Below are 9,056 nucleotides of genomic sequence, written 5' to 3' on the forward strand. Positions count from 1 at the left end.
GGGCGGATTCCCACGAAAAACGGCCGCCCACCGGGCGGCCGTTTTTCTCGGAATGACGGGTCTTTGTACGAGCTGCGCATTTTGCAACAGGCCCTTTTTGCATCTGTCAGAACAGCCAGAACAGCAGCTCCTCCGACAGGGTCATGCCCACCTTGCGCTGGAGGGCCAGGGAAGGCTCGTTGTCGGTGAACACCTGGCCGTAGGGGTACTGCCCCTGCTCCATGCAAAAGGCGGTCATGGCCAGCAGCAGGGCCTCTCCAATGCCCCGGCGGCGATACTCCGGCAGCACCTCCAGCATCCCCATGGACCCCTCCACGTGGGTGGCAATGAATCCGGCGGGCTGTCCGTCCACAAAGGCCCCCAGCATCCCCCGGTCAATGGCGTCCTCCATGTAGGCCACCCCGCCGAAGGAGTGGCTGTAGTGTTCCTCGGTCCACACTGCCCAGCTTTGGTCCAGCCGCCGGATCTCCCCGCCGAAAGGGGGGATGGTGGGGGGCTGAGGGGCCAGCCAGGCCGACTGGCGGCAGATCTGTTCGGTCTGAAAACCGAAGTGGGCGGCCAGCTTGTCTTTGTACCACATCTGATGGCCGGTGAGGATGGCGCACCCCTCCATCAGGGGAAGCATCTCCTCCAGGGCGGCGGGCGTTTCAGCGTCCAGGAACCACACCTCGCTGGGGGGATCGTAGAGCAGCACCCCGTCGGGTCCTGCCCGGCGGATCTGGGCGGTTCCCCGGCGGAGCACCTCCAGCATATCGATGTACAAAAGCCGGTTGCCCGTCAGCCGGGCCAGGGCGGTCTCTTTCTGTGTCATGCCTTTCCTCCTCGGTACAGGGGCAGGGAGATGATAAAGCTGGTCAGCTTGCCGTTGCTCTCGCAGCGGATGGAGCCGCCGTGAAGCTCCACGATCTCCTTGGCGATGGCCAGACCCAGCCCCGCCCCGCCGGTGCGGGTGGAGCGGGCGGCGTCCAGCCGGTAGAATTTCTCAAAAATGTTGGCCAGCTCTCCCTCAGGGATTTCCAGCCCTTCGTCCTGAATGATGATCTCTGTGTAGGAGCCCATGGCCTTGGCCACCACATCCACCGTGCCCCCGGGGATGGAGTAGCTCACCGCGTTGCGCAGCACGTTGTCGAATACCCGGGCCAGCTTGTCCGGGTCCCCCCGCACCACCAGATGGGGTTGGATGTCAGCCACGCAGGTGAGGTTCTTTTCGGCAAAGAGGGGGTAGAACTCGTCGGCCAGCTGCTCCAGCAGCATGGACAGCTGGATGGGTACCTTCTCCCCCGCTCCGCTGTCCAGGTCCATTTTGGTGATGTCGAAAAATTCCCCCAGCAGCTCCTCCAGCCGCAGGGCCTTGTCCAGAGCGATGCCGGTAAATTTGGCCCGCTGCTCCGGAGCCAGGCCGGGGTCATCGTGGAGCAGGGTCAGATAGCCTACCACGGATGTAAGGGGAGTCTTGAGGTCGTGGGCCAGAAAGGCCACCAGATCCCCCCGGCGCTGCTCCGCCTCCTGGGCGGCCCGCTCCCGGGCGGCCAGCTGGCGGCGGATGGCGTTCAGGTCGTCCTGGATGGGGGAGAGCTCCCGGGGAAGGACCACCGGGTCCTCCCGCTCCTCCACCAGGCGGCGGGTGGCCGCCCGGATGTCCTCCAGCCAGTGGGTGAACCGGCCCATGGCCAGGTAGAAGGCGATGAGCATGAGCACCATGATGCAGACGGTGAGGATCTCCTGCTTATTGTCCCGGATCAGGATCTGATAGAGGTGGGCGGCATCCTCCGGGCTCTGGCCGAAGAGAGTCTGGGCCGCCCACAGGAAGAACCGGGCGAAGGGGTCCTGAAGCACCCCGTCCACCACCACCTCCAGCAGGAAGATGCCGGCGGCTCCGGCGATGAGGGTGCCCACAATGACCACCAGCAGCATTTTCAGCTTGAGACGGGTGTATTTTCCCTTCATGCGGGCCCCTCCTTTTCCTGGGCGTGATGGCGGGCGGCGGAGCGCTTGGCGAACCGGCCCACCGACCAGGCGCCGCCCAGCAGCAGCACCTCCAGGAAGGAGGCGAACCGCCACAGCACCATACCCACCGCCAGATGTTCCCCGAAGATGGGACCCATGAACAGATAGAAGCTGCCCTCCGCGCCTCCGGCGTTGCCGGGCAGCATGATGATGCGGGAGAGCACCATCACCAGGCACTGTACCATCACCAGCTCCCAGAAGGAGAAGCCGGTGAGGCCCAGCCCCCGGTACAGGAAGAAGGGGATGGAGAACAGAGCGGTGAGCTCCACAAACATCCCGGCGTACAGCCAGACCAGCAGCCGTTTGTTGCCCTGGAAGGCCCCCAGCTGCTGGCAGAATTCCTCCACCTTGTTCATGCCCTTGTCCACCATACCCTCCTTGGCCATCACCTTCCAGTGCCGGGACAGGAAGGTGAGGATGCGGCGGATGAGCCGCTGGATGGGGGCGGGACGGAGGGCGGTAAAGACCGCCAGGCCGCACAGGAAGAGGTAGAGGGCGATGAGCACCCCGGCCCCCGCCACGGCGGCGCCCAGGCTGGCCTTTCGCCAGATCAGCTCATAGGCCAGGGCGGCCACGGCGTAGCCGGTGTACACCATGGTGTTGGCCACCGCCTTCCAGGTGTAGATGGAGGCGGTGTAGGTGGCGGACATCCCGGCGTCGTACATCAGCTTGAGCTGGATGGGAGCTCCGGCGGGGCCCAGCTTGTAGTAAAATTCCCCGATATAGGCCGCGTCGAAGCAGCCGGTCAGCTTCATAGGGCAGCCGGCGGCCCTGCCCATACCGTAGAACAGGATGGCGTCCACGCTCTCGCTGAAGGGGATGCACAGGGCGGCCAGCAGCAGCCAGCCGGGCTGTACCTGGGCCACCAGGGTCCGCAGATCCATGGTGCGTGTCACATGGACGATGAGCGCAATGAGAATGATGCCGCCGATGCTCAGACCCGCGATGGAGAAAATGCGGTTGAACAGGGCGGCCTTGCTGTGCTTTTTCGTAATGTTCACTCCATTCTAATACGCCCGGCGCAGGGTGCCGCCGCAGGCGCAGCGGTAGCGCTCCGGGTGGGCCACCAGGGGGGAGCGGCGGGCGCGGGGGAACTGCCGGCCGCACTTGGTACACACCACCAGATGGCGGATGGGACGGATATCCTCCACCCCCAGCTGGTCACAGGTGCCGGTGCGGGAGATGGTATAGCCGTAGGCGGCGTTCATCTGCCCGGCGTAGGCCTTCCACCGGACGCCGTGGTCCCGGCAGCCGGGGCAGGTGTGGAGCACCTCGTGGGCCAGGGTTTGGAGGCAGGCCTCCTCCGGGGCTTCCAGCAGCCGCTGGGCCAGCTCAATGCGGTAGGTGCCGTCGGCCTGCCGGATGCAGCAGCCGAACCGGGTCACCGCCCGGCGGTTGAGGCGCACCTGGGGGAGGATACGGGGAGAGACCGGGATGCCCAGAGCCTTGGCCTGGGCGACCACCCGGGCCAGTAAGGTGTCAACATCGTGCATGGAACAGCCCTCTCTCTGGAAGAATCAGAATTGTAGACTTATATTGTACCACCATTAGCGGGAAAAGTCACCCTCGGGGACAAGGGCCGGGTTATCTTATGATTTTGTGACATTTTTCCCGCCTGCTTGACGGTACTGCAACCGGCCCGGTATAATTGAGACAAAAGGAGGGGATGGCTATGGAGGCCAACATTCTGGTGGTGGACGACGAGCCCGAGATCGCCGATCTGGTGGAGGTCTATTTACAGAGCGAGGGCTGTACCGTCTACAAGTGCAACACCGGCACCCAGGCCCTGGCGGTGGTGAACAGCCGGTCGGTGGACCTGGCCATCCTGGACGTGATGCTCCCCGACATCAGCGGTTTTGTCCTGTGCGGGGAGATCCGCAAGGACCACCATTTCCCGGTGCTCATGCTCACCGCCAAGGCGGAGGACATGGACAAGATCACCGGGCTGACCATCGGGGCGGACGACTATATCACCAAGCCCTTCAACCCCCTGGAGCTGATGGCCCGGGTGAAGGCCCAGCTGCGCCGCTATACCCGCTATAACGAGGCCGACAAGGGGGACAGCAAGGACATTCTGGACTTCAACGGCCTGGTTATCAACCGCGCCACCCACGAGTGTACCCTGTACGACAAGGAGCTCAACCTCACCCCCATCGAGTTCGACATCCTGTGGATGCTGGCGGAAAACCGGGGGCAGGTCATTTCGGCCGAGCGGCTCTTTGAGAGCGTGTGGGGGGAGAAGTACCTGGACCGGAACAACACCGTCATGGTCCACATCCGCCGCCTGCGGGAGAAGATGGGGGAGCCCTCCCGCAACCCCAGATTCATTAAAACGGTATGGGGCGTGGGATACAAGATTGACTGAATCCTCCGTCCCCTCGGAGAGCGGAGGGGGGCCCGCGGGGGGAACTGGTTCCCGCCCGCGAGAGCGGCTTGGCGCTCTGCGCCGGACTTCCCGCAGGAAGTCCCCGCGCTTGTGTAGGCTACAAGATCGACTAAAAACCCCCGTCTGAAATTTTTTGAAAAAAATTGCGAAAAAGCTGTTGACAAAATGGGACACTTCGGATATACTATCTCTTGCCCTGTTCGTCCGGGTGCAAATGGCGGCATAGCTCAGGTGGCTAGAGCATACGGTTCATACCCGTAGTGTCCCCGGTTCAAATCCAGGTGCCGCTACCAGACCCAAAAGACGGCACGTGCCGTCTTTTGGGGTCCCTTTTCCGAGCGTTCGGCCCGCTTGGGCAACATGGCCCGTTGGTCAAGTGGTTAAGACACCGCCCTTTCACGGCGGTAACACGAGTTCGAGTCTCGTACGGGTCACCAATATGGAGGCGTAGCTCAGCCGGTAGAGCACTTGCTTCACACGCAAGGGGTCACAGATTCGAGTTCTGTCGTCTCCACCACCAAAAAAGACATCCGTTTGGATGTCTTTTTTGTTTTGTTTGCAGAAGTCCGTCCGCTTGACAAAGCGGGGATGCTCATGCTATAAAAAGAATATCATATGACTGACGGATAATGTGGAGCCTACCACATGGAGTATGATAGTAAAAAGCCGACCGTCTGGGCGAGAGAAGCCCGGACTGTCGGCTTTTCTTCATGCAAAAAGGAGGTATGGTTCCCTATGACACAGGGGAGGGTCCACTCCCTGGAATCCATGGGGCTGGTGGACGGCCCCGGCATCCGCACGGTGGTCTTTCTGCAGGGCTGCGCCCTGCGCTGCCGCTACTGTCACAACCCGGACACCTGGGCCCCGGACGGCCAGGCCCAGTCCATGACTCCCCGGCAGCTGGTGGAGCGGCTGGTCCGCTTCAAGCCCTACTACGGCAGCACCGGCGGGGTCACCTTCTCCGGCGGGGAGCCCCTGCTCCAGCCGGAGTTCCTGGCCCAATGCCTGGCGCTGTGCCATGAGGCTGGCATCCACACCTGTCTGGACACGGCGGGGTGTGGCCTGGGGGAGTACGAGGCCATCCTGGCCCACACCGACCTGATCCTGCTGGACGTGAAGCACTACACCCCCGAGGGTTGGCGGCAGGTTACCGGCGGCTCCATGGCGGCCTTTGACCGCTTCCTGGAGCAGGCCCAGCAGGCCGCTGTCCCCCTCTGGGTCCGCCATGTGGTGGTGCCCGGCCTCACCGACGGGGAGCCCCACCTTGCCGGGCTGGAGGCCTATCTGAAGGGGCTCAGGCACATCCGGCGGGTGGAGCTGCTGCCCTACCACACCCTGGGCGTCCACAAGTATGCGTCCCTGGGCCTGCCCTACCCCCTGGAGGGGGTGCCCCCCATGGACGGGGCGGCCCTGGAGCACTGGAATGAACGCCTGAACCGCACCTGCGTTCAGGCCTGAGAAAAGGAGTCGTCATATGAGCATTGATGTAAATTGCACCGCCTGGCAGGGGTTTCGCACCGGCGAGTGGCGGCATTTGGTGAACGTCCGTAATTTCATTCAGAAGAATTACACTCCGTATTCGGGAAATGGGGATTTTCTGGCCCCTGTTTCCACAAAAACGGCGGCAGTGTGGAAAAAAGCCGAGGCCCTCATCATTGAGGAGGTGAAGAAGGGGATCATTGATGTGGAGACAAACGCCGTCTCCGGCATCGACAACTTCGCCCCCGGCTACATCGATCAGGAGAACGAGGTCATCGTGGGCCTCCAGACTGACGCCCCTCTCAAGCGCATCGTCAACCCCTTCGGCGGCATCCGCAACGCCACCTCCGCCCTGGAGCAGTACGGCTACCAGCTCAACCCGGAGATTGAGCGCCACTTCCGCCTCTACCGCAAGACCCACAACGAGGGTGTGTTTGACGCCTACCCCAAGCGCACCCGCCTGGCCCGAACGGCGGGCCTGCTCACCGGCCTGCCCGACGCCTACGGCCGGGGCCGCATCGTGGGCGACTACCGCCGGGTGCCTCTGTACGGCACCGACTTCCTCATTGAGGAGAAGAAAAAGGACCTGGACATGATCGACGGCCCCATGACCGACGAGCGCATCCGCCTGCGGGAGGAGGTCCAGATGCAGATCCGGGCCCTGGAGCAAATGGCCTCCATGGCCGCCAGGTACGGCTGCGACATCACCCGCCCGGCGGAGAACGCCCACGAGGCGGTGCAGAACCTGTATCTGGCCTATCTGGCGGGCATCAAGGAGAACAACGGCGCCGCCACCTCTCTGGGCCGGGTGTCCACCTTCCTGGACATCTACATCCAGCGGGACCTGGACAACGGCGTGCTGGACGAGCAGGGGGCCCAGGAGCTTATCGATCAGTTTGTCATCAAGCTGCGGCTGGTGCGCCACCTGCGTACCCCGGAGTACAACGAGCTCTTTGGCGGCGACCCCACCTGGGTCACCGAGTCCATCGGCGGCATGGGGGTGGACGGCCGCACCCTGGTGACCAAGAGCTCCTTCCGGATGCTCCATACCCTCACCAACCTGGGCACCGCCCCCGAGCCCAACCTGACGGTGCTGTGGAGCCCCCATCTGCCCCAGGGCTTCAAGGACTACTGCGCCAAAATGAGCATCGACACCGACTCCATCCAGTATGAGAGCGACGAGCTCATGCGGCCCATGTACGGCGACGACTACTGCATTGCCTGCTGCGTCTCCGCCATGGCGGTGGGCAAGCAGATGCAGTTTTTCGGGGCCCGGGCCAACCTGGCCAAGAGCCTGCTGTACGCCATCAACGGCGGCGTGGACGAGAAGAAGGGCATCAAAGTGGTGCCCGGCATCCAGCTGGACACCGACGAGGTGCTGGACTATCCCAAGGTGCTGGGCAACTATAAAAAGGTGCTGTCCTATGTGGCGGAGCTCTATGTGGACACCATCAACATCATTCACTATATGCACGACAAGTACGCCTACGAAAGCAGCCAGATGGCCCTCCACGACACCCTGGTGGAGCGGCTGGCCGCCTTCGGCGTGGCGGGCCTGTCCATCGCCGCCGACTCTCTGTCGGCCATCAAGTTCGCCAAGGTGCGCCCCATCCGCAATGAAAACGGCATCGCCGTGGACTTCGAAGTGGAGGGGGACTTCCCCAAGTACGGCAACGACGACGACCGGGTGGACGACATCGCCGTGGAGCTGGTGTCCTACTTCTCCGCCGAGTTGAAGAAGCACCCCCTGTACCGGAACGCCATCCACACCCTGTCCGCCCTCACCATCACCTCCAACGTGATGTACGGCAAAAAGACGGGTGCCACCCCCGATGGCCGGAAGGCGGGGGAGCCCTTTGCCCCCGGCGCCAACCCTATGCACGGCCGGGACAAGAGCGGCGCTCTGGCCTCCCTCAACTCGGTGGCCAAGATCCCCTACCGGGCGGTGTGCCAGGACGGCGTGTCCAACACCTTCTCCATCGTGCCCTCCGCCCTGGGCAAGAGCCAGGGGGAGCGGGTGGACAACCTGGTGCATATTCTGGACGGCTATTTCCTCCAGGGAGCCCACCACCTGAACGTCAACGTCATGAACCGGCAGCTGCTGGTGGACGCCATGGAGCATCCCGAACAGTACCCCACCCTCACCATCCGGGTGTCGGGCTACGCGGTGAATTTCTCCCGCCTGAGCCGGGAGCAGCAGCTGGAGGTCATCAAGCGCACCTTCCACGAGCAGATGTAAAAGGTCATAAAAAAACCGCCCTGCTTCGGCAGGGCGGTTTTTCGTTCATTAGAAGTACTTCTTGATGCCTTCGGTGGCCAGAGACTCGTCAGCGCTGATGGTGACGGTGAACTTGATGTTGTTCTTCTCGGAGAAGCTGTTCAGCCAATCCAGGAACTCCTCCACGGAGTGATCGGTGACGTCGGCGGTCACGATCTTGGTCAGGCTGTCGATGAACACGTGGGTAATATCGTAGTTGCCGGCATAGAGGCCGCTGATGAAGCCCTTCATAAAGTCGAAGTTGCAGACATCAAAGTGGCTGGCCTCAACCAGGCGAATCTTATAGTGAATGTCATAGGTCAGCTTGGGGCCGCGCTCAATGCAAACGACGTTGCCATTCTCGCTGTGAACAGCGGAGTTAATGAGCTCGATCATCTGCTTGGTCTTACCGGTGCCCTTGACCCCCATGATCACTCTCACCATAGTTATCACTCCTTCTTAGTCCGCCGGGACCACCCCGGCCTGGTGCATTTATGTTACCATTTTTACCGTGGGATTGCAACTGATTTGCTCAAGTTCACAAAAAATTCCCACAGGCCACCCCTGGGTGACCGTCAGGTTTACTGTTAGCCCAGCCGGGCCTCCAGCTCCGCCTTTTTATCTTCGTAACCAAGCTTACCCAGCAGGGCGTACATATTGTTCTTATAGGCCGCCCCACGGAACTACAGTTCCGTGGGGACCCCAAAGATTTGATCTGCTCGGGCGGAATAAATCCGCCCGGCATCAAGGTTTTGCCTGCGGCAAAACGCTTGGGACGCCGCACTGGCGGCGAGGCGCAGAGGCGTGAGGACAGATTAGCCCTCCTCAGCCTGCATGGCCTTGGCGGCGGCGATGGCCTTCTCCTGGACGGCGGGAGGCGCGTCCTCATAGCGGACAAAGTGGAAGGTGAAGGAGCCGCGGCCCTGG

General features: G+C 62.4%; 8 protein-coding genes, 3 tRNA genes and 1 riboswitch. Of the genes, 6 read left to right on the forward strand and 5 right to left on the reverse strand.

Annotated elements, in window-relative coordinates; translation table 11 throughout:
- Positions 1 to 106: 106 nt before the first annotated feature.
- From IHN22_RS11560 to IHN22_RS11575, 4 genes are read right to left on the reverse strand one after another with little or no spacing between them, the layout of a single operon-like run.
- Positions 107 to 811 (reverse strand): GNAT family N-acetyltransferase, encoded by a 705-nt coding sequence (locus tag IHN22_RS11560; protein WP_191435495.1) that lies wholly within the window; start codon positions 809 to 811, stop codon positions 107 to 109.
- Positions 808 to 1,947 carry a sensor histidine kinase gene (locus IHN22_RS11565; RefSeq protein ID WP_191435497.1) on the reverse strand — a complete coding sequence of 380 codons (1,140 nt, stop codon included), beginning with the start codon at positions 1,945 to 1,947 and terminating at the stop codon, positions 808 to 810. The genes IHN22_RS11560 and IHN22_RS11565 overlap by 4 nt, the downstream gene beginning before the upstream one ends.
- Positions 1,944 to 3,008, reverse strand: a complete 1,065-nt coding sequence (locus IHN22_RS11570; RefSeq protein ID WP_191435499.1) for a lysylphosphatidylglycerol synthase transmembrane domain-containing protein — start codon at positions 3,006 to 3,008, stop codon at positions 1,944 to 1,946. Before IHN22_RS11570 ends, IHN22_RS11565 begins: the two co-directional genes overlap by 4 nt.
- A 6-nt stretch (positions 3,009 to 3,014) precedes the next feature.
- A complete protein-coding gene (locus tag IHN22_RS11575) occupies positions 3,015 to 3,500 on the reverse strand; it encodes a SprT-like domain-containing protein (RefSeq protein ID WP_191435501.1) in 486 nt (161 codons plus the stop codon).
- A gap of 179 nt (positions 3,501 to 3,679) precedes the next feature.
- Here IHN22_RS11575 and vanR point away from each other — a divergent pair, with 179 nt between their 5' ends.
- The 6 genes from vanR to pflB all read left to right on the forward strand — a co-directional run bounded on the left by vanR (position 3,680) and on the right by pflB (position 8,111).
- Positions 3,680 to 4,372: a VanR-ABDEGLN family response regulator transcription factor gene (vanR, locus tag IHN22_RS11580; RefSeq protein ID WP_191435503.1), complete on the forward strand. Its 693-nt coding sequence runs from the start codon at positions 3,680 to 3,682 to the stop codon at positions 4,370 to 4,372.
- A 237-nt stretch (positions 4,373 to 4,609) separates the two neighbouring features.
- Positions 4,610 to 4,686, forward strand: a tRNA-Met gene (locus IHN22_RS11585).
- A 69-nt stretch (positions 4,687 to 4,755) separates the two neighbouring features.
- Positions 4,756 to 4,830: transfer RNA gene (locus tag IHN22_RS11590), tRNA-Glu, on the forward strand.
- A 4-nt stretch (positions 4,831 to 4,834) separates the two neighbouring features.
- Positions 4,835 to 4,910: transfer RNA gene (locus IHN22_RS11595), tRNA-Val, on the forward strand.
- Between the two features lie 88 nt (positions 4,911 to 4,998).
- Positions 4,999 to 5,080, forward strand: a riboswitch (ZMP/ZTP riboswitch).
- 48 nt (positions 5,081 to 5,128) lie between these two features.
- Positions 5,129 to 5,851: a pyruvate formate-lyase-activating protein gene (pflA, locus tag IHN22_RS11600; RefSeq protein WP_191435505.1), complete on the forward strand. Its 723-nt coding sequence runs from the start codon at positions 5,129 to 5,131 to the stop codon at positions 5,849 to 5,851.
- A 16-nt stretch (positions 5,852 to 5,867) separates the two neighbouring features.
- Entirely contained in the window at positions 5,868 to 8,111 is a 2,244-nt protein-coding gene (gene pflB / locus IHN22_RS11605; protein ID WP_191435506.1) for a formate C-acetyltransferase, read from the forward strand.
- 48 nt (positions 8,112 to 8,159) lie between these two features.
- On the opposite strand, the gene IHN22_RS11610 is transcribed toward pflB, so the two are convergent.
- Entirely contained in the window at positions 8,160 to 8,573 is a 414-nt protein-coding gene (locus IHN22_RS11610) for a hypothetical protein (RefSeq protein ID WP_191435508.1), read from the reverse strand.
- Positions 8,574 to 9,056: the final 483 nt, after the last annotated feature.

The sequence above is a fragment of the Flavonifractor sp. An112 genome (genome assembly GCF_904377885.1).
GTDB lineage: Bacteria > Bacillota > Clostridia > Oscillospirales > Oscillospiraceae > Flavonifractor > Flavonifractor avicola.

Coding starts and splice junctions, on each gene's coding strand:
- IHN22_RS11560 (WP_191435495.1), bottom strand. CDS start 811: ATGACACAGAAAGAGACCGCCCTGGCCCGGCTGACGGGCAACCGGCTT.
- IHN22_RS11565 (WP_191435497.1), bottom strand. CDS start 1,947: ATGAAGGGAAAATACACCCGTCTCAAGCTGAAAATGCTGCTGGTGGTC.
- IHN22_RS11575 (WP_191435501.1), bottom strand. CDS start 3,500: ATGCACGATGTTGACACCTTACTGGCCCGGGTGGTCGCCCAGGCCAAG.
- vanR (WP_191435503.1), top strand. CDS start 3,680: ATGGAGGCCAACATTCTGGTGGTGGACGACGAGCCCGAGATCGCCGAT.
- pflA (WP_191435505.1), top strand. CDS start 5,129: ATGACACAGGGGAGGGTCCACTCCCTGGAATCCATGGGGCTGGTGGAC.
- pflB (WP_191435506.1), top strand. CDS start 5,868: ATGAGCATTGATGTAAATTGCACCGCCTGGCAGGGGTTTCGCACCGGC.
- IHN22_RS11610 (WP_191435508.1), bottom strand. CDS start 8,573: ATGGTGAGAGTGATCATGGGGGTCAAGGGCACCGGTAAGACCAAGCAG.